The sequence below is a fragment of the Flavobacterium sp. genome, from assembly GCF_031381455.1.
GTDB lineage: Bacteria > Bacteroidota > Bacteroidia > Flavobacteriales > Flavobacteriaceae > Flavobacterium.
Genome location: NZ_JANMXZ010000025.1, coordinates 20394 through 42163 on the forward strand (window position 1 = coordinate 20394; position 21770 = coordinate 42163).

A 21770-nucleotide genomic window follows, 5' to 3' on the forward strand; every position below is an offset into this window, starting at 1 on the left:
TAAATGAATATGGTATCAAAAGATATTTATCTAGCAGCACAATTAGTATACAATGAAGAAATTATAGCCATTCCTACCGAAACGGTATATGGTCTAGCGGGCAATATTTATAGTGAAAAAGCCATAAGAAGCATTTTCGATTTAAAAAAACGACCACTGATTAATCCTCTTATTGTACACATAGGCTCTAAAGATCAATTAGAAGACTTAACTACCGAAATTCCTGATTTGGCAAAAAAATTAATAGATAAATTTTGGCCTGGTTCTCTAACCTTAGTGTTAAAGAAAAAAGAAACAGTACCCAATTTTGTGACCGGAGGAAAAAACACTGTTGCAGTTCGAATGCCTAATCATCCTATAACACTTAAATTACTTGATTTATTGCCTTTCCCTTTGGCAGCACCAAGCGCTAATCCTTTTGGCTCTATTAGTCCTACCTCAGCATCACATGTTGCTACTTATTTTGATAAAAAAATACCTATGGTTTTGGATGGAGGAAGTTGTCAAAACGGAATAGAATCAACCATTATTGGATTTGAAAATAACCTTCCCGTCTTATACCGATTGGGGGCAATTGCTATCGAAGAAATAGAAAATGAGATAGGTCCCGTTTCCATAAAAAACTTTGAAGAGCAAAATCCTAGTGCTCCAGGTATGATGGCAAAACATTATGCCCCAGAAACAGAAACCTTAGTTGTTTCAAACATACATGATGGTATTAACTATTATAGAGGAAAAAAAATTGGACTATTACTTTTCAATTCAAAAATTAGCGACGATAGTATAATGCATCAAGAAGTGCTTTCTCTAAATGGTGATTTAAAAGAAGCCGCTTCCCATTTATATGCTGCACTACACCGATTAGATGCTTTGAATTTGGATGTCATTATTGCCGAAAAGTTTCCTGACAATCAACTAGGAAGAGCAATCAATGACAGATTAAAGAGAGCTGCAGCCTCAAAGAATAATTTAAATATAGTAAATCAATAATTATGGTTAATAACAAACGAATTCCGTTTTTGATTTTTATAGCAGCAGTGATACTGTTCAGTAGTTGTAAGTCTAAAGCTGATTTAGAGTATTCCAAAGCAACTATTATAAACCATTCTGTTCATACAAAGGAACAGCAACAAGCTTTAACACCTGATGAAGTACTGAAACAATTCAAAGAAGGGAATGAACGATTTAGAAATAGTGACTTCACAATAAGAAAACATTCAGATACTATAAGAAAAGCTGCAACAGGAGGACAATATCCAGAAGCCATGGTGTTAAGTTGTTTGGACAGCCGAGTGCCCGTAGAAGATGTTTTTGATCAAGGAATAGGAGATGTTTTTGTGGGAAGAGTCGCTGGTAATTTTGTGAATACAGATTTACTAGGCAGTATGGAGTTTGCCTGTAAAGTGGCTGGCGCCAAACTCATAATAGTAATGGGACATCAACATTGTGGTGCCATAAAAGGGGCTATTGATGATGTAAAGTTGGGGAATATTACTGCTATGCTACAAAATATTAAACCAGCAGTCTTAATGAGTCAAAATTACGAAGGTGAAAAATCATCAAAAAATGAAGCTTTTGTAAAATTAGTAGCTCGGAATAATGTTCGCAACACCCTAACAGAAATAAGAGCCAAAAGTGAAATACTTCGAACCATGGAAGAGAACGGTGAAATAAAAATAGTTGGTGCATTTTATGTCCTTCAAACGGGTGAACTTCAGTTTTTTGACTAAACCACTTCAAAATTAATTTTAATAATACACATTTATGAATTTAAATTTACTTTTAGATAATCTAACAAACCCCGCTTTATTGTTTTTCCTTCTCGGCGTTATTGCAACCCGACTCAAAAGCGATTTAGAGATACCTGCAAACACATCAAAATTTATTTCACTCTATCTTTTATTTTCTATAGGTTTCAAAGGAGGACAGGAATTGGCTCACAGTCATTTTACATCAGATATTTTATGGTCTATTATTTTTGGGATAGTTATAGCCGTTATCATCCCTTTGTATTGCTTTTTTATTTTAAAGAGAAAGTTTAGCATTGAGAATGCTGGAGCAATAGCTGCAGCTTATGGCTCAGTGAGTGCAGTAACTTTTGTGACTGCTGTTACCTTTTTAGAAATCCAAAAATACACTTTTGGTGGACACATGGTAGCCGTAATGGCTCTTATGGAAGCTCCTGCTATTGTAGTGGGCGTGATTTTAATGAGAATGTATGGAAAAAAAGACACTACTACAACCAGCTTATCTTCTGTATTAAAACATTCTCTCACTAATGGCAGCGTTTTACTAATCTTAGGAAGTTTAGTAATTGGTTTTTTGGCTAGCGAACAACAAGCCATGGGTATTAAGCCTTTCACAACTGATATTTTTAAAGGATTTTTGGCCATTTTCCTATTAGATATGGGATTAGTGAGCGGTAAAAAACTAAACGACTTCTTCAAAAGTGGCTGGTTTGCTGCTGCTTTTGCCATATTGATTCCTTTGATTAATGGTTGTTTAGTAGCTTATTTTAGTCAAATAGTAACTGCCGATATTGGAAACCGATTCATCTTTGCAATCTTAGCTGCCAGTGCCTCATATATAGCTGTACCTGCTGCTATGAAAATTGTAGCACCAAAAGCAAATCCGGGACTCTTTTTACCTATGGCGCTTGCAGTTACTTTTCCTTTTAATATAACATTGGGTTTTCCAATTTATCTGGCAATCATTCTTTAATTTCAAATAAATAGGGAAAAATAATTACTTTTGCCAACCGATCTGAGATTAAAAATCAGACGGAAAAAGCAAAATTTACAACATATGATTATTCCAAAAACCGCCGAAGAAATTGAATTAATGCGTGAAAGTGCTTTGTTGGTTTCTAAAACTTTAGGTGAAATTGCGAAAGTGATTAAACCCGGCGTAACTACTTTAGCATTAGATAAAATTGCCGAAGAATTCATGCGTGATAATGGCGGAGTTCCCGGTTTTCTTGGTTTATATGGTTTCCCAAATTCGCTTTGTATGAGTCCGAATGCACAAGTTGTACACGGAATTCCAAATAATCTTCCGTTGCAAGAAGGCGATGTGATTTCGGTAGATTGTGGTGTGTTGAAAAATGGATTTTATGGTGACCATGCCTATTCTTTTGAAATTGGAGAAGTGAATGCGGAAACTAAAAAACTTTTAAAAGTTACGAAAGAATCTTTATACGTTGGAATCCGAGAATTCCGTGCAGGAAATCGTGTGGAAGATGTTGGAAATGCAATTCAGAAATACTGTGAATCTCATGGCTATGGTGTAGTTCGCGAATTGGTGGGACACGGATTGGGAACCAAAATGCACGAAGATCCGGAGATGCCAAATTACGGTAAACGTGGACGCGGAAAATTATTCGTTGAAGGAATGGTTGTCGCCATCGAACCGATGATAAATATGGGAACCAAAAACATCAAACAACTCAAAGATGGTTGGACAATTCTAACGGCTGACGGAAAACCCTCCGCACATTTTGAACACGATGTAGCTTTGGTAAATGGAAAACCCGAATTGCTTTCGACATTTGGTTATATCTATAAAGCATTGGGAATCGTGAGCAACGAAGAAGATGAGTTTAGGAAACAGCCTTTGGTTATTTAAGTCACACAGAGATTCACAGAGAAATTAAAAATATATAACATTGATGACTTAACCATTAAAATTAAATCATAACAAAGAGAAAATAACAAATTAAATTCTCTGTGAATCTCTGCAATACTCCTTGTATCTCTGTGTAACTATTCTACAACAACCATGAAAAAAATTTTCAAATTTATATTAAATACTATTCCAAGACCAATTCTTATCCGGTTGAGTATTGTGGTTCGTCCAATATTGGCTTTTTTGCTAAAAGGAAGTAAATTTACTGATCCAATAGACGGAAAAAGTTTCCGAATGTTTTTGCCTTACGGTTACGGAAACCAAAGAAATAACGTGCTATCTCCAAGTACACTTTCGTTAGAAAGACATCGATTATTGTGGTTGTATTTACAGAATGAAACGGATTTTTTTACTTCAAAAACAAAGAAAAGAGTATTGCATTTTGCACCAGAACAAGAGTTTTATAAACGTTTCAAAAAGCAAACTAATATTGATTATACTACAACCGATTTGCTTTCGCCATTAGCAGATGTAAAAGCAGATATTTGTAATTTACCATTTGAAGACAATGCCTATGACATTATCCTTTGCAACCACGTTTTAGAGCACATTCCCGATGATACTAAAGCGATGCAGGAATTGTATCGCGTGTTAAAACCTGGCGGAATGGGCATCTTTCAAATCCCACAAGACTTGTCGAGAGCCACGACTTTCTCAGATGATACTATCGTTGACCAAAAAGAACGCGCTAAAATCTTCGGCCAATACGATCATGTACGCGTTTATGGAAGAGATTATTTCGATAAACTAAGACGTATTGGTTTTAAAGTAGTCGAAGAAGATTACACCAACAAAATTGCTGCTGAATTGGTAGAAAAATATTGTTTGGCTAAAGGTGAAATTATCCCTGTTTGTTTTAAGTAAAACATAAGTTTTAGCCTAATCTTAGTAAGGAAATTTTAGTATCTTTACATCTCTTATATACAAATTATGCTAAAAAAATTGCTGCCCGTCTACCTATTATTAGTTGCGGTTATTTCTTATTCTCAAGTTGAAAAAGAAATTATTCCACCATATCATTTTAAAACCATAAGCTTTCTACAAAATGGTCAAAATGCCATTCCTATTTTTAGATTAGGGGATTCATTCCAATTTGTATTTGATGATTTATATGGTACAGAAGCCAACTATTTTTATACTATAACCCATTGTGATTATGATTGGAAGCCATCACAATTAGCAAAGCAAGAATATCTAAATGGCTTTGATGACCAAAGGATTCAAGATTATTCCAATTCATTAACTACACTACAATTATATTCCCATTACAGTCTAACTTTTCCTAATAGACTTACTCAATTTAGAGTAAGTGGCAATTATATGATAAAGATTTTAGACGATGATAAAAATATTGTTTTTACAAAAAAGTTTATTCTTTATGAAGAACTAGTTTCGGTTCCTATGCAAGTAAGAAGAGCTAGAAATTTATCTGTTGTAGAAAAAAAACATAATATAGAATTTTCTATAAAATCTGCCATAATTAATTTTCAAAGTCCACTACAGAATGTAAAAGTAATGTTATCACAAAATGGGAAATTTGACACTGCCATAACCAATATAAAACCACAATTTACAATTGGCAATGATTTAATTTATCGATATGATAAAGAAACACAGTTTTTTGCTGGAAATGAATTTTTGTTTTTTGAAAACAAAGATATACGTGCTGCCAACAACAGTATTGCAAGTATTGACTCTAAAGGTGGACTCTATAATGCACATTTGTATTTATCTCAAGCAAGAGCGAATTCACCCTACACTTTTTATCCCGATATTAACGGAAACTATATTGTGAAAAACATTGGCCGCGAAAATAATGAAATTGAAGCGGATTATGCTTGGGTTTTTTTCTCTCTTTCAGCCCCTGCATTTTATGAAAAAAAATCTATCTATGTAAATGGCATGTTTAACAACTTTGCTATTGGGGAAGAAAATAAAATGGATTACAATGCCGAAAAAGGAATCTATGAAAAAGCAATTATGATAAAACAAGGATTTACCAATTACCAATATGTAATTGCAGATAGTAACGGAAAAATAGATGAAGAAAATGCCGTTGATGGTAACTTTTTTCAAACAGAAAATAATTATTTTGTGTTAGTCTATTACAAAGAAAACAACCAACGCTACGATAGGATTATCGGAAGAGGAATAGCAAATTCAGTTGATATAACTAACTAAAAATTAACACTAATTTATTCTCTACAGACCAGTATTTTTTGTAATTTTGACATCGTTTCACAATCTCATTTATGGTTACTCAAATAACAAGAGGCATAAAAATTTCAGTTTTGACTAGTTTTGAAGGTACCTACTTCAAGAACTACAAGCTTCATTTTGCCTTTAGTTATGAAATTACTATCGAAAATCACAGCAAAGATTCCGTTCAGTTAAACACGCGTCATTGGGAAATTCTAGATTCTCTTAACACTATTGAAATTGTTGATGGCGAAGGTGTAATTGGCAAAAAACCAGTACTAAAACCAGGCGAGAAACACACTTACAATTCAGGCTGTTTACTTTCATCCCCATTCGGCGCGATGAGTGGTTATTTCAATATGATTAATTTTACTTCTACCAAAACTTTCAAAGTTATAGTGCCGACTTTTAAATTAAGCGCGCCTTTTGCGTTGAATTAAAAGTCTTGTTAAAAGCAAATTAAACTTTGTCCTCTCTTATTAAAAATTCGAAATTTCCTTTGTACTTTTGTGACACTTTTAGATATCTGTTGTCTAAAATTCTAAGATGTCTAATAATCTAATAATCTGAATATGCCAAAAGGTTTTTTTCATGTTCCAAAAGCGGTCAATGAACCCGTAAAATCTTACGCTCCAAATTCTCCTGAAAAAGCAGCAGTGTTAGCAGCTTATAAAAAAATGTGGAACGAAACAATAGATGTTCCAAACTATATCGGTAACGAGGAAATTCGCACCGGAAATACCAAAAGCATGTCTGCGCCTCATGACCACCAACATGTAGTTGGAACATATCATTTGGCAGAAAAAAAACATATTGAAAAAGCGATTGCTTCTGCTCTAGAAGCAAGAAAGAAATGGGCAAACATGGCTTGGGAACAACGTGCTGCCATCTTTTTAAAAGCTGCCGAATTAATCGCTGGTCCATATCGTGCCCGAATAAATGCGGCTACGATGATTGCACAATCTAAAACTATTTATCAAGCTGAAATTGATGCTTCTTGTGAGTTGATTGACTTCTTGCGTTACAACGTAGAATTCATGACGCAAATTTATAACGACCAACCAAAATCAATTTCTGATGTTTGGAACCGAGTTGAATATCGTCCGTTGGAAGGATTTGTTTATGCGATAACTCCGTTTAATTTTACAGCGATTGCGGCTAATCTTCCTGCCAGTGCGGCTTTGATGGGGAATACTGTAGTATGGAAACCAAGTGACAGCCAAGTATTCTCGGCAAAAATTATTATTGATGTTTTTAAAGAAGCTGGTGTTCCTGATGGCGTTATTAACGTAGTATTTGGTGATCCTGTTATGATTACGGATACTATTTTGTCTCATCCTGATTTTGCCGGTGTTCATTATACAGGTTCCACATTTGTGTTCAAAGAAATCTGGAAAAAAATCGGAAACAATATTCATACGTACAAAACTTATCCAAAAATTGTTGGAGAAACAGGTGGAAAAGATTTCGTTTTGGCGCATCCAAGTGCCAATGTAAAACAAGTCGTTACAGGTATCACTCGTGGTGCTTTTGAATTTCAAGGGCAAAAATGTTCGGCTGCTTCGAGAGCGTACATTCCGAAAAGTTTGTGGCCAGCCGTTTCAGCCCAATTGATTACCGATGTGAAATCCATGAAAATGGGTTCGCCTGAAGATTTTGGAAACTTCATCACAGCAGTAATCCACGAGGGTTCCTTTGACAAATTGGCTAAAGCAATTGACCAAGCAAAAGCAGATACTGATGCCGAAATCATCGTTGGTGGAAACTACGATAAATCAAAAGGATATTTCATTGAACCAACCGTAATTGTTACCACGAATCCAAAATATGCTACTATGGAAACGGAACTTTTTGGACCCGTAATGACGATTTATGTATATGATGACAAAAAATGGGCAGAAACATTAGAATTGGTTGACGGAACTTCAGAATATGCTTTAACAGGAGCGATTTTCAGCCAAGACAGATATGCAATTGAAGAAGCAACTTTGGCTTTACAAAATTGCGCCGGAAACTTTTATATTAATGACAAACCAACCGGAGCCGTTGTTGGAATGCAACCATTTGGTGGTGCTAGAGCTTCGGGAACAAATGATAAAGCGGGCTCAATGCAAAACTTATTGCGTTGGGTTTCGCCACGAACTATCAAAGAAACTTTTGTAACTCCTGAAGATTATCGTTATCCGTTTTTGGGAGAATTATAGTAACCGTTGTCATTTAGTCAAATGAAAAATCTAAAGTTCAAGTTTTCACTTGAACTTTTTTTATACATTTGATGTTAAATAACTTAAATATTGATTTGTCAAAAAATACAACTATGAAATCGAAGATTACTACGTCAGTTCGCCTTTCAGGCTCGGGTCACGAATATCAAAAACCAATAGAAAAGATGAGTAAAATAAAATTACTTATATCATTACTTATTATCACTAATGTTGGTTTTGCCCAAAACCAAGTCAACTCATTTTATAGCACCAACGGTTTCGTAAGCACGAACGTAACTACTGCTACCGCACCAAACCATGGAGCAGGCGGTATAAATCAATCTTGGACATTTACCGGTTTTATCCCTCTGGGCACTGCCACCACAAACAATGTTGCGCCAACAGCAACAGAGACTTCAACATATCCGGGAACTAATAATGTAATAGTAACTACTTCAGGGGCAACGGAAGGAAGGATGTTTACTAAAAACGCAGGGACAACCGTTTCCATTACCGGATTAACTTCTACTGATTTGGTGATTAATTGCAATGGCGGAAGTGGCGGAAGCGGAAATGCTACCTTGGGAGCTTTTCCAATGGTTTATCCGTTTACCAATACCGACAACAGTGTTAGCGGAACATACAACTACACTACTAATTCAGGTACATTTTCAGGATCATTAGTCACAACCGTTGATGGTTATGGTGTTCTGAATTTACCTGATTATGGCTATACCGTCAATGTAACCCGACTAAAGACAGTGCTTTCAGTTACTTTGTATCTAAGTATTTTTCCTGTAGGTACGGCATCCCAGACGACTTATACCTATTATGACCCGAATGATTCAACCAACAACTTTAAATTCAGAAGTTTGAATACAGTTGTGGTAGCATCTGCGGCAGGAATTAATGAAAATAATACAACCTATGAAATAGGAAATGTTCCTGTTTTGGCTAACGCTACCCATTCGTTTCAATCTGTCTGGATTCAAAATCCGGTTCAGAATAGTATAGAAATTAATACCTTAAACATTATTGACAATGCCAATATTAGTGTAACCGATATGCTAGGTAAAACCATTTATCAATCGAAAAACGAAACTTTAAATGGAGCATTTGAAATTCCGGTTTCGTTATCCAAAGGATTGTATCTTATCACTATAGGCAATGAAAAAGGAAGTATAACGAAGAAAATCGTTAAGAGTTAATACTAAAAAAGCCCTCTCGTTCTAAAAAACCAGAGGGCTTTTTTATGCTTTAAACTTTAGCGGCAAATGCACCACTTTTTTAGTTTCAAAAAATTCATCTTTAAAGAAATCAGAGATATTATATTCGGTTGCTTTAGGAAAATCTTTTAACTCTTCTGACAAATCGCCGCCTTTTAAATAAAGAATACCGTTAGGCAATTGGTGCTTGTTTTGCTTTTTTATTTTGTCTTTTATCCAGGAAACAAAATCGGGCATATTGGTCACAGCACGACTTACAATAAAATCATAATCGCCTTTAACTTCCGAAGCTCTAATTTGCTCGGCCTTTACATTTTTCAATTCTAAAGCTTCAGCAACCGCTTTAACCACATTAATTTTTTTTAGAATCACATCAATTAAATAAAATCGTGTTTCAGGAAATAAAATCGCCAACGGAATTCCGGGGAAACCACCACCAGTTCCAACGTCAAGAATAAAAGTTCCGTTTGCAAATGGTTGAATTTTGGCAATAGCCAGCGAATGCAAAACGTGTTTGGTATATAACTCGTCAATATCTTTTCGGGAAATCACATTTATTTTAGCATTCCAATCCTGATACAATGCTTCGAGTTTCTGAAACTGCTCTATTTGATTTTCAGTAAGGTTAGGAAATTGCTTCTGAATTTCTTCCATAAATTGAATTTTCAACAAAAATAGTGCTTATTGGTTGATAATTATGATTTGTTTATAATCTTTAAAAAATTATAATAATTATATTTGTTGCAAATTTGAAATATTATAAATGGACACTACAACCCCCATATTTTCTAAAAACGATAATTTGAAATTCTTTAGAACCTTAAATTCGAGAGTGAATAATTATTTTAAAGAAAACAATCTCGACAGAACAGGTAACTGGAAATTACATCTAAAAACAGTTGTAATGTTCTCTGTTTTCTTAACGCCTTACTTTATTTTGTTGGCAATGCATATGCCTATTTGGGCGTATCTTCTGCTTAATGTTGTTATCGGAATTGGAATGGCCGGCGTTGGTATGAATGTGATGCATGATGGGAATCATGGGGCATATTCTTCTAAATCATGGGTGAATAAATTTATGGGCGGAAGCATTTATATTTTGGCCGGAAATGTATACAATTGGCAAGTGCAACACAATGTTTTACACCATACTTATACTAATATATTAGGGCATGATGAAGATTTAGAAGCGGGAAGAATTATGCGTTTTACTAAAGAAGCAAAATGGTATAAATTGCATAGATTTCAGCATTTGTATTCTGTTTTCTTGTACGGATTGCTAACTTTTAACTGGGCAATTACTACAGATTTCCTTCAAATGAAACGCTATTTGAAAAGAAATTTATCTTACGGCGAATTCAAAAAACCTGCTATTCGTTGGACAACATTAATCATCACGAAAATTATTTATTTCTCAATTTGGATAGTAACACCTATGGTTATGGGAATCACATGGTGGAAAGTAGTTTTAGGATTTTTGGTAATGCATTACACTGCGGGAGTTATCTTAAGCGTGGTTTTTCAATTAGCTCACGTTGTTGAAGAAACTGAAAACCCAATTCCGGATGACAATGGCGAAATCGAAAATACTTGGGCAATTCACCAATTATTTACAACGGCGAATTTTGCCCCAAAAAACTGGTTGATAAACTATTATACAGGCGGATTAAATCACCAAGTAGAGCATCATTTGTTCCCAAATATCAGCCATATTCATTATGGTAAAATTGCGGAAATCGTAAAGCAAACGGCAGCAGAATGTGAACTTCCATACTATGAGTTTAAAACAACCAGAGCTGCCATTGTTTCTCACTTCAAACATTTAAGGGAACTGGGAAGACAACCACAATTAGCATAAAATTTAAATGAAGATATTTTAACCATTAAGATATTAAGCAATATTAAGAACGCAAAATCTTAATTTTCTCAATATCTTAATGGTTTATTTTTTAAATAAAAAATATTTTAATCAACAACACAAACATGAACAACCTATTATCGGACAGAATCAATAATTTATCTACATCACAAACTCTGGCAATGGCAGCATTGGCAAGAGAATTAAAAGCTCAGGGAAAAGACATCATCAGTTTAAGTTTGGGTGAACCCGACTTTAATACACCGGACTTTATAAAAGAAGCAGCGAAAAAAGCAATCGATGAAAACTATAGCACCTATTCTCCCGTTGACGGTTATGGAGAACTGAAAGATGCCATTTGTAGAAAATTCAAACGCGATAATAACTTAGAGTACAAACCGGCAAACATCGTAGTTTCTACTGGCGCGAAACAATCGTTATACAATATTGCACAAGTTATGCTGAATGACGGTGACGAAGTAATTCTTCCTGCACCATATTGGGTTTCGTATTTTGAAATCATCAAATTATCTGGTGGAGTTCCTGTTGAAGTACCAACTTCTGTGGAAACTGATTTTAAAATTACAGCCGAGCAATTGGAAGGCGCCATTACGCCAAAAACCAAAATGATGTGGTTTAGTTCACCTTGTAATCCGAGTGGTTCGGTTTATAATCGTGAAGAGTTGACCGCGATTGGAAAAGTATTAGAAAAGTATCCAAACGTTTATATCGTTTCTGATGAAATCTATGAACACATCAATTTCTCAGGGACATTTTGCAGCATTGGTTCCATTCCGGGATTGTTTGAAAGAACAATTACCGTAAATGGTGTTGCCAAAGCTTTTGCTATGACAGGTTGGAGAATTGGTTATATTGGCGCACCCGAATTTATTGCTAAAGCCTGTACAAAAATGCAAGGACAAGTTACGTCTGGAGCGAATTCAATTGCGCAGAGAGCTACAATTACAGCAGTAGATGCTGATCCAAGTGTTTTAAACGAAATGGTTTCTGCTTTTAAAAACCGTAGAGATTTAGTTGTTGGTTTAACCAAAAATATTCCGGGATTAAAAATCAATACTCCGGAAGGTGCTTTTTATGTTTTTCCTGATGTATCTTCGTATTTCGGAAAAACATTACGCGGAAAATTGATTAACAATGCTGATGATTTTTCGATGTATTTATTATCGGAAGCTAATGTTGCTACAGTAACTGGTGATGCCTTCGGTAATCCAAATTGCATCCGAATTTCTTATGCAACGAGTGAAGAATTATTAACCGAAGCTTTCAAAAGAATTAAGGAAGCTTTATCTTAAATTATACTATCATGAAAAAAATTATTTCAATTCTTATCCTTTTTATCTGCATTTCTATGAATGCACAAGAAAAACCAAAAACACAAACCGTAGAAGCTGCTTGCGGTCAATGCCAATTCGGAATGAAGGGTAAAGGCGGTTGTGATTTAGCTGTTCGTATTGACGGAAAATCGTATTTCGTTGATGGAACTGACATTCATAAACACGGAGATGCTCATGCTGAAGATGGTTTTTGTTCAGCAATTAGAAAAGCAGAAGTTGTTGGCGAAATAAAAGACGACCGATTTGTAGCTTCAAGCTTTAAATTGCTTCCAGTAAAAGCTCACGATGAGCACGAAGGCCACAAACATTAAAAAACATAAGCGTCCCAATTAAAACGGGACGCTTTTTTTATGATTTAGTTTTATTGTACTTTTGGGAATATGAGTTTGATTATACAAAACATTTTGAAACACGTCTTGTTAACTCCTGAAGAAGAGTTACTGTTTTTATCCAAAACTGAAACGAAGCATTACAAAACAAAAACCATTCTTCAAAATGCAGGTCAGGTTTGTAAAGAAGGCTATTTTGTAAATTCGGGTTTACTCAGAAGTTTTAACATCAATGACAATATCGTTGAACACGTCATGAGTTTTGCCTGTGAAGGCTGGTGGATTAGTGATATGTACAGCTTGCTTTCGCAAAAACCCGGTAATCTTTTTATCGAAGTATTAGAAGATGCTGAAGTCGTTGTATTATCTAAAGAAAATCAGGAACAATTGTATCTTGAAATTCCAAAACTGGAACGTTTTTTCAGAATCCTAACTGAAAATTCATTAGTTGCAAACCAAGAACGACTGATGGATAATTTAAGTTTAACCGCAGAAGAACGCTTTGAGAAATTCTGCAGAAAATACCCAACCTTAATTCAAAAAGTTCCTCAAAAACAAATTGCTTCCTATATTGGCGTTACGCCGGAGTTTTTTAGTAAAATGAAGGCGCGAATGCTTAAAAAATAGTCTCAGTATTCAGTCACAGTTTACAGAAATGCATAACTGAGATCTGCTACTGCTCCCGAAACTTCGGGAAGAAGACTAATTTCTTAATCTACATTAAGTACTCACCTTGCCTCTTGATTGTAAATTTGTATCATAATAATCAGTAAATTTATAGATATGAAAAATACCGTTTTGCACAAAGCAAATACAAGAGGACATGACGATCACGGTTGGTTAAACGCACACCATACTTTTAGTTTTGCAAGTTACTATGAACCAGAAAGAGTTCAGTTTGGAGTTCTAAGAGTTTTAAACGATGATATCGTAGCATCAGGAATGGGTTTTGGAACACATCCTCATGACAACATGGAAATTATTACGATTCCGTTAGAAGGCGACTTGGCGCACAAAGACAGTATGGGAAACACCGAAGTTATCAAATTTGGTGACGTCCAGGTAATGAGTGCAGGTACCGGAATCCAACATTCCGAATTTAATCCGGATCACGATAAAAGAACTAATCTGTTGCAGATTTGGGTGTTCCCAAAAGTGAGAAATGTAGAACCTCGTTACCAACAAATCACATTGGACACCAATGACAGACATAATAAATTACAGCAAATTTTATCCCCAAATGCTAATGACTCTGGCGTTTGGATTCACCAAGACGCATGGTTTCACATGGGAAATTTAGATAAAGGAATTATTATCGATTACAATCGCAAAAAAGAAGGTAATGGTTTGTACGTTTTTGTAATTAAAGGAAGCGTAAAAGTAGATGGTCAGGAATTGGAACAACGTGACGGTTTAGGTATTACCGATTTTGACAAAGTAACTTTTGAAGCTACTGCAGATGCTGAAATTTTATTAATGGAAGTTCCGATGGTTCAATAAATAAAAAATTAACCGCAAATTCGCAAATTAAACAATTTGCGAATTTGCGATAAAATCAACAACTATGAATACAGAAGTACAATTAAAAATCGACGGCAATAAAGGTTTTTTTTATATTGATGTCGATGGAAAACAAGAAGCGATGATGACCTTTGTATTTGCAGGTGAAAAGCAAATAATTATTGACCACACTGAAGTAAATCCAGAAAATGAAGGAAAAGGTTTTGGCAAAAAAATGGTAACCAAAGCCGTAGCATATGCACGAGAAAATAATATTAAAATCATTCCACTTTGTCCGTTTGCGAAAAGTGTTTTTGATAAAGTTCTCGACTTTAGAGACGTATTATAACAATAACTAACCTGCAAGGTTTTCTATACCTTGTAGGTTTTACCTAATATTTATGGCAAATCTTTTAGAAAATAACGTAGAAGGAAAAATTGGTACACAGAAATATTTGTCTACCATTTCCTGGCGTAATGGCACCTTGTTGATGGATGAACCGGAAAATGTTGGCGGGCAAAATATTGGTCCTGATCCGTTTTCTACTTTCTTAGCCTCATTGGCGGGTTGTACTTTGTCTACATTGCGAATGTACATCGACCGAAAAGGTTGGGACATTCCTGAAATTAATATTTCGCTAAATTTAGCTCAGGAATTGAATCCCGAATTAGAAACCTCGATTTCAAGAACCGTAACTTTTCCATCCAACATCAGCAACGAACAAAGAGAACGTTTGCTTTTGATTGCGGAAAAATGTCCGATTTCCAAGATTCTGAAAAACAAAATAACTATTAACACCACTGTATAATGGATCCGAAAGACCTAACCAAAGAATACACTAATGGCGAAGTGACCATAGTGTGGCAATCGGGAAAATGCATTCATTCTGCCAATTGCGTAAAAAACAATCCGGATGTTTTCAAACCAAAAGAAAAACCGTGGATTATACCTGAAGGTTCAACTACAGATAAAATTATCGAAACCGTAAACAAATGTCCTTCCGGCGCGCTAACATATTATTTAAACAACGAGAAATGAAAAAACTAATAGCCTTTGGTGCTTCTAACAGCAGCGATTCCATCAATAAGCAATTGGCTTCTTATGCCTCGAAACAGTTTAAGAATGTGACTGTCGACCTTTTGGATTTGAATGATTATGAAATGCCTATTTATTCAAAAGACCGCGAAAAAAAACACGGATTTCCAGAATTGGCGCACGATTTTTATAAAAAAATTGGTGATGCAGATTTTGTCCTGATATCCTTTGCCGAAAACAACGGAAACTTTACAGCAACTTTTAAAAACATTTTGGACTGGACATCTCGTATCAACAGCAAAACTTTTCAGGAAAAACCAATGCTTTTACTTGCTACTTCACCCGGTGCACGAGGCGGAAGTTCAGTGCTTGACATTGCTGTGAAAAGAATGCCGTTTCAAGGTGGCGTTGTAAAAGGAAGTTTTTCATTGCCAAGTTTTAATGAAAATTTTGATACAGAAAAAGGAATAATTTCCAATTCAGAATTAGATGAGCAGTTGTTGAAGATTATAGATTCGATTGAAATATAAAATGGGACACAGATGAAACGGATTTAACAGATTTTCGCAGATTCAAATTTTGTTTCAAATTTTGTTACTTTTGTTTTCAAGTTTTAACAACAACCTTAAACTTTTAAACCATAAACTATAAACTCAGAAAATGAAAGCATACGTTTTTCCGGGACAAGGAGCGCAATTTACCGGAATGGGTAAAGAATTATACGAGAATTCGGCTTTAGCCAAAGATTTATTCGAAAAAGCCAATGATATTTTAGGTTTCCGAATCACAAACATCATGTTTGAAGGAACTGCCGAAGAATTGAAAGAAACCAAAGTAACACAGCCAGCGGTTTTTTTACATTCAGTTATCTTGGCCAAAACCTTAGATAATTTTAAACCCGATATGGTTGCGGGACATTCGTTAGGCGAATTTTCAGCATTGGTTGCCAATGGTTCCTTATCCTTTGAAGACGGATTAAAATTAGTTTCAAAACGAGCTATAGCAATGCAAAAAGCTTGTGAAATTACACCAAGTACCATGGCTGCAGTTTTAAATCTAGATGATAAAATCGTAGAAGATATTTGTGCTTCTATTGATGGTGTGGTGGTTGCTGCAAATTACAATTGTCCCGGACAATTAGTGATTTCCGGTGAATATAAAGCGGTAGAATTAGCCTGTGAAAAAATGAAAGAAGCTGGTGCCAAACGCGCTTTAATTTTACCTGTTGGTGGTGCGTTTCACTCGCCAATGATGGAACCTGCCAGAGAAGAATTGGCTGCGGCTATTGAAGCAACAACTTTCAACTCTCCAAGTTGCCCAGTATATCAAAATGTAACAGCAGCAGCTGTCTCGTCTGCAGACGAGATCAAGAAAAACTTAATCATCCAATTGACTGCTCCGGTAAGATGGACACAATCGGTGCAGCAAATGATAAAAGACGGAGCGACAAGTTTTACAGAAGTTGGTCCTGGAAAAGTATTGGTTGGTTTAGTAAATAAAATTGACAAAGAAGTCGAAACAATTTCGGCTTAATGAAAGATATCCTCGAAATCTTAAGTGAGATTAAATCGGCTAAAGTCATTTCCTCCGCTATTGATTATAAGAATTATGTGCCTTTGGATTTATCTGTAACTAATGAAAACCTGATCCACCAAAATTTAGCTACTGCAAAATATTACGAAAACTATATTCAACACTATTTAGATCATTATCAAAAGAAAATAGCTTTTGGTGGTTATTTGGAAACCCGGAATTTATACAAAAGAAGTACTGTTTTCAAGAACCAAACTGATGAAGAGCGTAACATTCATATAGGACTGGATTTGTGGATAAACGAGGAAGCTGAAATATTTGCTGCTTTGGATGGAAAAATTCATAGTTTTAAAAATAATGAATCAATAGGCGACTATGGCCCAACAATAATTCTTGAACATCATATAGAAAATTATATTTTTCATACACTTTATGGCCATTTAAATCTAGAAAGTTTGAAAGACAAAAAAGTAGGCGATGTTGTAAAGCAAGGACAACAAATAGCCAACTTAGGATTACCACCTATAAATGGTGATTATGCACCACATTTGCATTTTCAAATTATCATTGATATGGAAAATAATTTTGGAGACTATCCTGGAGTTTGTAGCCCATCTAAACTAGATTTTTATACTAAAAATTGTCCTGATCCAAATTTATTATTGAAAATATATTAGAAACTCAATACTACTATAAAAAATTAAAATCCTCATAAACAGTTGTTTGTGAGGGTTTTTTATTTACATTTGATTAACCCATTAAACCTACGGCCATGAAAAATATACTATTAACCATAGGTTTTTCTGTTTTGATTTTGGCACCAAGTCTTCGTGCTCAAAGTAAATCTGTAACTATTCCGATAGATTATAATGACTATTCATTTCCAAAAAAAGATGCGCAAAATCCGTGTATAACGACACAAGAATATGCTGCTTTAAACAAAGAAGTAAACGATAATTTGAAAAAATTAGCCTTGAACAAAAACGCAAATAAAAACGTGCTTACCACTTCGTTGCTTTGGCCATTGAAATTAGCACCGGGATTTACACAATGTGAATATCATTTTATTGGCGCGTATGTTGACCAAAATACGGCAAGTACAACCATTCAGGATTATGATTGTGGCACAAATACGTATGACGGACATCACGGAACAGATATCGCCATTTGGCCTTATAGTTTGTATAAAATGGACAACAATCAAGTTGAAGTAATTGCAGCCGCGGCAGGAACAATTATTCAAAAAAATGATGGTAATTATGATAGAAATTGTGTAGGTGTTGGAAGTGGCCTTACAGCTAATTCAATTATTATTCAACATGCTGACGGAACTTACGCTTTGTATTGGCATATGAAAAATGGTTCTGTTACCACAAAAGCGGTTGGACAAACTGTTGTTACAGGAGAAAAATTGGGAGTTGTGGGAAGTTCTGGGAGTTCATCTGGACCACATCTTCATTTTGAAATTTGGGCTGGAAGTACAAATACTACCTATAAAGATCCATTTTCCGGAACTTGTAATTTATTGAATGCAACCTCATGGTGGACAGCTCAAAGACCACATGTCGAACCTGCTATTATGAAAGCTTCTGTTCATCCAACAGATATAACTTTGGCAACTTGCCCAAACAGTGATGTGCCAAACGAAAGCGACACTTTTGTTGTTCCGTTTCAAGGTGCAGGATTAGCGGCTGGTTATGCAAAATTTTACTTTTTTTGGAAGGACATTCTAGCTAATGCAACCCTATCTTTACGGATTTTAAATCCAAATGGAAGCACTTTTAATAGCTGGACATATATTGTTCCAACGAATAACAAAGTAAGTTATTATGGATCGTCCAAATTATTACCTACAACTGATGGCATTTATACTTTTGAAGCAAGTTATAATGGTGTTGCCTGTTCTAAAACTTTTACTATTACACATTCTTTAGGGATTTCAGACGCTCCTGATGTTGATTATTTCAAAGTGTTCCCAAACCCAACTAATAACGATTTTTTAGTGACAGCTGCCGGAATTGAGAATGAAAACTATACTTTTACAATGACAAATAGCATCGGGCAAATTGTTAAAACAGAAAAAGCAACTATTGAGAATAATAAACTTGAAAAATTATTTTCTGTAGCAAGTTTATCCGATGGTGTTTATTTTTTGATAATTGAAAGTGCAAAATCAAGAATCGTAAAAAAGATTATAAAAAATAATTAATATAAAAATGAAAAAAATAATTTTATCACTAGCGTTTGTTGCTGTATTAGTGTCCTGCCAAGACAAAACAAAAGAAAAAATTGATGAAGCCACAGACGCGGTAGGAACTGAAATCGAACAAAAAGTGGATACCGTTGCTCAGGAAATAGACACCATTGGCCAAAAAATAAAAACAGCTGCAGACACCGTTCAATCAAAAACAGGAAAAGCACTTGAAAAAGGTGCGATAAAACTAGATCAGGCAGCCCAAAAATTAAAAGATGCTTCTACAAAATAATCTTTAAAGCTCTGATGTCTCAGGGCTTTTTTTATTAAATTTAACTTCTAACTTTTTGTTCCCATTTCCAAGCAGAAGCTAATCCATCTTCTAGCGAAAGTTCTGCCTTCCATCCTAAAACTTTATTTGCTTTATCGGTATTGGCATAAGCGGAAATCACATCTCCTTCTCTTCGTCCAACAATTTTGTATCGTAATTTTTGTCCTGAAACTTTTTCAAAAGCGTTGATGACTTCCAAAACAGAACTTCCTGTTCCCGTTCCTAAATTAAACTTTTCAACTTTTTCCAGATTTTGTTTCTTCAATAATCTTTGCAGTGCAACAACATGGGCTTTCGCCAAATCAACTACGTGGATATAATCACGAATACAAGTTCCGTCTACTGTTGGATAATCATTACCATAAACCGAAAGTTCTTTTCGCAAACCAAAAGCAGTTTGGGTAATAAATGGCACTAAATTTTGTGGAATCCCTATTGGTAATTCGCCAATTTCTGCACTTGAATGTGATCCAATTGGATTAAAATAACGCAATAAAACCGCATTGATATTGGTAACTTTTGCCACATCAATGATGATTTCTTCGCCTATTTGCTTGGTATTTCCGTATGGTGAATTTGCTGGTTGAACAGAAGCATCTTCTGTAATTGGCATTTTTTTGGCCTGACCGTAAACCGTACACGACGAACTAAAAATAAAATTTGCTTGTGGCAAATTTGCCATTTCTTGTAAAAGGTAAACTAACGAATTAATATTGTTTTCATAATATAACAACGGATTTTCAACACTTTCACCAACTGCTTTTGAGGCTGCAAAATGAATTACGCCCTCAACATCGTTATGTTTTTTGAAGAAATTTTGAACTGCCGATTTTTCTCTTAAATCACTGTTTTCAAAAATTGGTTTTTTGCCTGTAATTTTTTCAATTCCGTCAAGAACTTCAATAGAAGAATTGGAAAGATTATCAATCACCACGACTTCAAAACCTTCATTTTGCAATTCAACAACTGTGTGTGAACCTATAAATCCTAAACCTCCGGTTACTAGTATTTTCATATTTTTTGAGAAAATAGAAAAAAGAGAATAGAAAAAAGAAGCATCAACTTTAAAAGTCTATTTTCTATATTCTATGCTCTTTCTCTTTATTTTAAAAACTCTAAAACGCTATCCGTAATAAATTTTATTTGCTCGTCATCCAATTCGGTATGCATTGGTAACGAAATTACTTCTTTCACCAATTGATTTGTTACCGGGAAATCTTCTTCTTTATATCTTGAATCTACATAAGCCTTTTGTGAATGCAACGGAATTGGATAATAAATAGCACATGGAATTCCTTTGGCTAACAAATGTTCCATTAAAGCATTCCTATCAGCATCTATTATTCTTAGTGTGTATTGATGAAAAACATGACAATCACAAATATCACAAATAGTTGGTGCTATAATATTTTTATGCCCTTCAAAAGCGGCGGAATATTTACGTGCTACGTTTTGTCGTGCTTCGTTATAACTATCCAACAATGGCAATTTAGCATTCAAAACTGCTGCCTGAATACTATCCAAACGTGAATTTACGCCAACCACATCATGATGATAGCGAACATACATTCCGTGATTTACAATTCCGCGAATAGTATGTGCTAAAGCATCGTCATTGGTAAAAATAGCTCCACCATCACCATAACAACCTAAATTTTTAGATGGAAAAAACGATGTTGACGATACGTGACCAATCGTACCGGCTTTCTTTTTTGTTCCGTCAGAGAATTTACAATTGGCTCCAATGGCTTGTGCATTATCTTCAATTACGTATAAATTATGTTCTTTAGCAATTCGCATGATAGCTTCCATATTGGCAGCTCTTCCGAACAAATGCACTGGAACTATAGCTTTAGTTTTTGGCGTAATCGCTTTCTTAATAGCGTCAATCGAAATGTTCATATTCACGACATCAACATCAACTAAAACTGGAGTTAATTGCAATAAAGCAATCACTTCAACGGTTGCAGCAAACGTAAAATCGGCAGTGATAACTTCGTCACCGGGTTGTAAACCCAATCCCATCATGGCAATTTGCAACGCATCAGTTCCATTCGCACATGGAATTACGTGTTTAACATCCAAATAGTCTTCAAGATTTTTTTGAAATTCGTGAACTTTTGGTCCGTTAATGTAAGTTGTAGTGTCTAAAACTTCCTGAATAGAAGCATCGACAGTAGTTTTTATTTTTTCGTATTGACTTTTTAAGTCAACCATTTGAATTTTCTTCATAAAGCTCAATTTTGAGTTGCAAAAGTAAGAAATTCTATGGTAGAATTTAATGTTCGGCAAAAGAAACGTATTTTAGCCCAACAAATTTT

The 21770-nt window shown here is 35.0% G+C and carries 25 protein-coding genes; 22 read left to right on the plus strand and 3 right to left on the minus strand.

The window, feature by feature from the left end:
* Nucleotides 1–3 precede the first annotated feature (3 nt).
* The 9 genes from RMN97_RS06620 to RMN97_RS06660 all read left to right on the plus strand — a co-directional run bounded on the left by RMN97_RS06620 (nt 4) and on the right by RMN97_RS06660 (nt 9295).
* Nucleotides 4–990, plus strand: a complete 987-nt coding sequence (locus RMN97_RS06620; RefSeq protein ID WP_309613734.1) for an L-threonylcarbamoyladenylate synthase — start codon at nt 4–6, stop codon at nt 988–990.
* 2 nt (nt 991–992) lie between these two features.
* Nucleotides 993–1730, plus strand: coding sequence for a carbonic anhydrase family protein (locus tag RMN97_RS06625; protein WP_309613735.1), 738 nt, complete (start codon nt 993–995; stop codon nt 1728–1730).
* A gap of 34 nt (nt 1731–1764) precedes the next feature.
* Nucleotides 1765–2721 carry a sodium-dependent bicarbonate transport family permease gene (locus RMN97_RS06630; protein ID WP_309613736.1) on the plus strand — a complete coding sequence of 319 codons (957 nt, stop codon included), beginning with the start codon at nt 1765–1767 and terminating at the stop codon, nt 2719–2721.
* A gap of 84 nt (nt 2722–2805) precedes the next feature.
* Entirely contained in the window at nt 2806–3624 is an 819-nt protein-coding gene (gene map, locus RMN97_RS06635) for a type I methionyl aminopeptidase (protein WP_309613737.1), read from the plus strand.
* A gap of 153 nt (nt 3625–3777) precedes the next feature.
* Nucleotides 3778–4548, plus strand: a complete 771-nt coding sequence (locus RMN97_RS06640; protein ID WP_309613738.1) for a methyltransferase domain-containing protein — start codon at nt 3778–3780, stop codon at nt 4546–4548.
* A 66-nt stretch (nt 4549–4614) separates the two neighbouring features.
* Nucleotides 4615–5865: a DUF5103 domain-containing protein gene (locus RMN97_RS06645; RefSeq protein ID WP_309613739.1), complete on the plus strand. Its 1251-nt coding sequence runs from the start codon at nt 4615–4617 to the stop codon at nt 5863–5865.
* Between the two features lie 71 nt (nt 5866–5936).
* Nucleotides 5937–6323: a Co2+/Mg2+ efflux protein ApaG gene (gene apaG, locus RMN97_RS06650; protein WP_309613740.1), complete on the plus strand. Its 387-nt coding sequence runs from the start codon at nt 5937–5939 to the stop codon at nt 6321–6323.
* A 132-nt stretch (nt 6324–6455) separates the two neighbouring features.
* The gene (gene pruA / locus RMN97_RS06655; RefSeq protein WP_309613741.1) at nt 6456–8087 is read left to right on the plus strand and encodes an L-glutamate gamma-semialdehyde dehydrogenase; all 1632 of its coding nucleotides are present in this window, start codon (nt 6456–6458) and stop codon (nt 8085–8087) included.
* A gap of 113 nt (nt 8088–8200) precedes the next feature.
* Entirely contained in the window at nt 8201–9295 is a 1095-nt protein-coding gene (locus RMN97_RS06660; RefSeq protein WP_309613742.1) for a T9SS type A sorting domain-containing protein, read from the plus strand.
* 42 nt (nt 9296–9337) lie between these two features.
* Here the strand turns inward: RMN97_RS06660 and rsmG are convergent, their stop codons facing one another.
* A complete protein-coding gene (rsmG, locus tag RMN97_RS06665) occupies nt 9338–9967 on the minus strand; it encodes a 16S rRNA (guanine(527)-N(7))-methyltransferase RsmG (protein ID WP_309613743.1) in 630 nt (209 codons plus the stop codon).
* Between the two features lie 109 nt (nt 9968–10076).
* On the opposite strand from rsmG, the gene RMN97_RS06670 reads away from it, so the two are divergent.
* From RMN97_RS06670 to RMN97_RS06730, 13 genes are all read left to right on the plus strand, one after another.
* On the plus strand, nt 10077–11171 hold the full coding sequence (locus RMN97_RS06670; protein ID WP_309613744.1) for an acyl-CoA desaturase: 1095 nt from the start codon (nt 10077–10079) through the stop codon (nt 11169–11171).
* A gap of 125 nt (nt 11172–11296) precedes the next feature.
* Nucleotides 11297–12484: a pyridoxal phosphate-dependent aminotransferase gene (locus RMN97_RS06675; RefSeq protein WP_309613745.1), complete on the plus strand. Its 1188-nt coding sequence runs from the start codon at nt 11297–11299 to the stop codon at nt 12482–12484.
* 11 nt (nt 12485–12495) lie between these two features.
* A complete protein-coding gene (locus RMN97_RS06680) occupies nt 12496–12837 on the plus strand; it encodes a DUF6370 family protein (RefSeq protein ID WP_309613746.1) in 342 nt (113 codons plus the stop codon).
* A 69-nt stretch (nt 12838–12906) separates the two neighbouring features.
* The gene (locus tag RMN97_RS06685; protein ID WP_309613747.1) at nt 12907–13482 is read left to right on the plus strand and encodes a Crp/Fnr family transcriptional regulator; all 576 of its coding nucleotides are present in this window, start codon (nt 12907–12909) and stop codon (nt 13480–13482) included.
* Nucleotides 13483–13638: 156 nt separating this feature from the next.
* Nucleotides 13639–14355 carry a pirin family protein gene (locus RMN97_RS06690; protein WP_309613748.1) on the plus strand — a complete coding sequence of 239 codons (717 nt, stop codon included), beginning with the start codon at nt 13639–13641 and terminating at the stop codon, nt 14353–14355.
* 64 nt (nt 14356–14419) lie between these two features.
* Nucleotides 14420–14704: a GNAT family N-acetyltransferase gene (locus tag RMN97_RS06695; RefSeq protein WP_309613749.1), complete on the plus strand. Its 285-nt coding sequence runs from the start codon at nt 14420–14422 to the stop codon at nt 14702–14704.
* Between the two features lie 52 nt (nt 14705–14756).
* Nucleotides 14757–15164, plus strand: a complete 408-nt coding sequence (locus RMN97_RS06700) for an OsmC family protein (RefSeq protein WP_309613750.1) — start codon at nt 14757–14759, stop codon at nt 15162–15164.
* On the plus strand, nt 15164–15394 hold the full coding sequence (locus RMN97_RS06705) for a (4Fe-4S)-binding protein (protein WP_309613751.1): 231 nt from the start codon (nt 15164–15166) through the stop codon (nt 15392–15394). Before RMN97_RS06700 ends, RMN97_RS06705 begins: the two co-directional genes overlap by 1 nt.
* Nucleotides 15391–15921: an NAD(P)H-dependent oxidoreductase gene (locus RMN97_RS06710; protein ID WP_309613752.1), complete on the plus strand. Its 531-nt coding sequence runs from the start codon at nt 15391–15393 to the stop codon at nt 15919–15921. Before RMN97_RS06705 ends, RMN97_RS06710 begins: the two co-directional genes overlap by 4 nt.
* Nucleotides 15922–16051: 130 nt before the next feature.
* Nucleotides 16052–16924, plus strand: a complete 873-nt coding sequence (gene fabD / locus RMN97_RS06715) for an ACP S-malonyltransferase (protein WP_309613753.1) — start codon at nt 16052–16054, stop codon at nt 16922–16924.
* Complete coding sequence (locus RMN97_RS06720) at nt 16924–17601, plus strand: peptidoglycan DD-metalloendopeptidase family protein (protein ID WP_309613754.1); 678 nt, start codon at nt 16924–16926, stop codon at nt 17599–17601. Before fabD ends, RMN97_RS06720 begins: the two co-directional genes overlap by 1 nt.
* 95 nt (nt 17602–17696) lie before the next feature.
* Complete coding sequence (locus RMN97_RS06725) at nt 17697–19133, plus strand: peptidoglycan DD-metalloendopeptidase family protein (protein WP_309613755.1); 1437 nt, start codon at nt 17697–17699, stop codon at nt 19131–19133.
* Nucleotides 19134–19140: 7 nt separating this feature from the next.
* Nucleotides 19141–19410: a hypothetical protein gene (locus RMN97_RS06730; RefSeq protein ID WP_309613756.1), complete on the plus strand. Its 270-nt coding sequence runs from the start codon at nt 19141–19143 to the stop codon at nt 19408–19410.
* Between the two features lie 40 nt (nt 19411–19450).
* Here RMN97_RS06730 and galE read toward each other — a convergent pair whose 3' ends face one another.
* Both galE and RMN97_RS06740 read right to left on the minus strand, forming a co-directional pair.
* On the minus strand, nt 19451–20464 hold the full coding sequence (gene galE, locus RMN97_RS06735; RefSeq protein ID WP_309613757.1) for a UDP-glucose 4-epimerase GalE: 1014 nt from the start codon (nt 20462–20464) through the stop codon (nt 19451–19453).
* A gap of 86 nt (nt 20465–20550) precedes the next feature.
* A complete protein-coding gene (locus RMN97_RS06740) occupies nt 20551–21681 on the minus strand; it encodes a DegT/DnrJ/EryC1/StrS family aminotransferase (RefSeq protein WP_309613758.1) in 1131 nt (376 codons plus the stop codon).
* Between the last annotated feature and the right edge of the window lie 89 nt (nt 21682–21770).

Excerpts from the sequence above, each read along its gene's own strand:
- pruA (WP_309613741.1), top strand. The coding sequence starts at position 6,456 with ATGCCAAAAGGTTTTTTTCATGTTCCAAAAGCGGTCAATGAACCCGTA.
- RMN97_RS06725 (WP_309613755.1), top strand. The coding sequence starts at position 17,697 with ATGAAAAATATACTATTAACCATAGGTTTTTCTGTTTTGATTTTGGCA.
- map (WP_309613737.1), top strand. The coding sequence starts at position 2,806 with ATGATTATTCCAAAAACCGCCGAAGAAATTGAATTAATGCGTGAAAGT.
- RMN97_RS06730 (WP_309613756.1), top strand. The coding sequence starts at position 19,141 with ATGAAAAAAATAATTTTATCACTAGCGTTTGTTGCTGTATTAGTGTCC.
- fabD (WP_309613753.1), top strand. The coding sequence starts at position 16,052 with ATGAAAGCATACGTTTTTCCGGGACAAGGAGCGCAATTTACCGGAATG.
- RMN97_RS06620 (WP_309613734.1), top strand. The coding sequence starts at position 4 with ATGAATATGGTATCAAAAGATATTTATCTAGCAGCACAATTAGTATAC.
- RMN97_RS06695 (WP_309613749.1), top strand. The coding sequence starts at position 14,420 with ATGAATACAGAAGTACAATTAAAAATCGACGGCAATAAAGGTTTTTTT.
- RMN97_RS06705 (WP_309613751.1), top strand. The coding sequence starts at position 15,164 with ATGGATCCGAAAGACCTAACCAAAGAATACACTAATGGCGAAGTGACC.
- RMN97_RS06685 (WP_309613747.1), top strand. The coding sequence starts at position 12,907 with ATGAGTTTGATTATACAAAACATTTTGAAACACGTCTTGTTAACTCCT.
- RMN97_RS06660 (WP_309613742.1), top strand. The coding sequence starts at position 8,201 with ATGAAATCGAAGATTACTACGTCAGTTCGCCTTTCAGGCTCGGGTCAC.
- RMN97_RS06670 (WP_309613744.1), top strand. The coding sequence starts at position 10,077 with ATGGACACTACAACCCCCATATTTTCTAAAAACGATAATTTGAAATTC.
- RMN97_RS06675 (WP_309613745.1), top strand. The coding sequence starts at position 11,297 with ATGAACAACCTATTATCGGACAGAATCAATAATTTATCTACATCACAA.
- apaG (WP_309613740.1), top strand. The coding sequence starts at position 5,937 with ATGGTTACTCAAATAACAAGAGGCATAAAAATTTCAGTTTTGACTAGT.
- RMN97_RS06740 (WP_309613758.1), bottom strand. The coding sequence starts at position 21,681 with ATGAAGAAAATTCAAATGGTTGACTTAAAAAGTCAATACGAAAAAATA.
- RMN97_RS06720 (WP_309613754.1), top strand. The coding sequence starts at position 16,924 with ATGAAAGATATCCTCGAAATCTTAAGTGAGATTAAATCGGCTAAAGTC.
- RMN97_RS06630 (WP_309613736.1), top strand. The coding sequence starts at position 1,765 with ATGAATTTAAATTTACTTTTAGATAATCTAACAAACCCCGCTTTATTG.
- RMN97_RS06710 (WP_309613752.1), top strand. The coding sequence starts at position 15,391 with ATGAAAAAACTAATAGCCTTTGGTGCTTCTAACAGCAGCGATTCCATC.
- rsmG (WP_309613743.1), bottom strand. The coding sequence starts at position 9,967 with ATGGAAGAAATTCAGAAGCAATTTCCTAACCTTACTGAAAATCAAATA.
- RMN97_RS06625 (WP_309613735.1), top strand. The coding sequence starts at position 993 with ATGGTTAATAACAAACGAATTCCGTTTTTGATTTTTATAGCAGCAGTG.
- RMN97_RS06690 (WP_309613748.1), top strand. The coding sequence starts at position 13,639 with ATGAAAAATACCGTTTTGCACAAAGCAAATACAAGAGGACATGACGAT.
- RMN97_RS06640 (WP_309613738.1), top strand. The coding sequence starts at position 3,778 with ATGAAAAAAATTTTCAAATTTATATTAAATACTATTCCAAGACCAATT.
- RMN97_RS06700 (WP_309613750.1), top strand. The coding sequence starts at position 14,757 with ATGGCAAATCTTTTAGAAAATAACGTAGAAGGAAAAATTGGTACACAG.
- RMN97_RS06645 (WP_309613739.1), top strand. The coding sequence starts at position 4,615 with ATGCTAAAAAAATTGCTGCCCGTCTACCTATTATTAGTTGCGGTTATT.
- galE (WP_309613757.1), bottom strand. The coding sequence starts at position 20,464 with ATGAAAATACTAGTAACCGGAGGTTTAGGATTTATAGGTTCACACACA.
- RMN97_RS06680 (WP_309613746.1), top strand. The coding sequence starts at position 12,496 with ATGAAAAAAATTATTTCAATTCTTATCCTTTTTATCTGCATTTCTATG.